Genomic DNA, 1148 nt, shown 5'->3' on the forward strand with positions numbered 1-1148 from the left:
TACTGAGGTTTTCAGCGTGGGGTCGGTGGGTTGATAGTCAGGCCGGTGGCGGTGAGGCAGCCGTCGATCAGGCGGGGCCGGAGTTGGATTCTGCGTAACTCGTGGCGGAGTTTGCAGTCGAGGTCGTCGGGTGTGTCGAAGGCGGTGTTGGCCATCGTTCTGCGCACGAGTGACCAGACGGCCTCGACGGGATTCAGGTCGGGCGCATACGACGGAAGCCGGACGGTGGTGAGCCAGTCGTGCTCGGCCTCGTACCGTTTCAGCCCGGCGGCCAGGTGGGTGTTGAGATTGTCCCAGACCACCACGATCGGGCCGCCGAGCTGGATGTGTGCCCGCACCAGCAGATCCCGGTAGTCCTTCCAGGAGAAGCTCTTGCGTGCGCCCTTGAGCAGGAGATGGGTGCGGGGACGGTGGATGAGACGGCTCTTCTCGCCGGGTTTGTAGCAGCACAGTGCGGCGACCGAGGTCCGGCGGCGGGAGCGGCCACGCACGCGGACGACGGGAGTGTGTCCGCGCCGGCCCCAGGTGCGGCCAAGGGGCGGCGTCATCGAGAACCCGGCTTCGTCCTCGAAGACAATCCATGCCTCGCAGGCCGCCGCGAGCCTTTTACCTGGGGCCACACCTCCTTCTTCCAGAGCTCCACGGCATGCTCGTCACGCTCGAGTGCTCTGCGGGCAGGGGCCTGCCAGGACCAGCCGTGCCGTTTCAGCAGCCGCCACACCGTCGCCACCGACAGACTCACCCGCAGCTGCCTGCGGATCACCGTCTGAACCCGGACCAAGGTCCACCGTTGGTCATCGAAACCGTGAGCTGCCGGTCCCTTGCCGAGTTCCTCTTCCAACACCGCGAACTGGGCGTCGGTGACGGTCGGGGCGTTCGCCGGACCCGCCGAGCGCAGGGCCTCCATGCCGCCCTCGCGCCAGGCACGGCGCCAGCGTTCCACCGACCGCACGCTCACCCGCAGGTCCTTCGCGATCACCGCGGTCTTCTCACCCGCCGCGAACCGCTCACCGGCCTGAAGCCGGATCCCCTCACGAAACGCCCGCCGCTCAGCGGTCAGGCCCCCACCCTCCGGATACCTCACCCCACCGGCATACCGCAGGGATCATGAACCGTCACCACCCGACGACAACCCGAAAACCTCAGTA

General features: G+C 67.5%; 2 protein-coding genes. Both read right to left on the reverse strand.

What is annotated here, in order from left to right:
• Nucleotides 1-11: 11 nt before the first annotated feature.
• On the reverse strand, nt 12-548 hold the full coding sequence (locus tag ACIPM1_RS33855) for a transposase (RefSeq protein ID WP_402441214.1): 537 nt from the start codon (nt 546-548) through the stop codon (nt 12-14).
• Nucleotides 545-1084 carry a winged helix-turn-helix domain-containing protein gene (locus tag ACIPM1_RS33860; protein WP_402441215.1) on the reverse strand — a complete coding sequence of 180 codons (540 nt, stop codon included), beginning with the start codon at nt 1082-1084 and terminating at the stop codon, nt 545-547. Before ACIPM1_RS33860 ends, ACIPM1_RS33855 begins: the two co-directional genes overlap by 4 nt.
• Nucleotides 1085-1148 lie beyond the last annotated feature (64 nt).

The organism is Streptomyces sp. NPDC086766 (assembly GCF_044746005.1).
Lineage (GTDB): Bacteria > Actinomycetota > Actinomycetes > Streptomycetales > Streptomycetaceae > Streptomyces.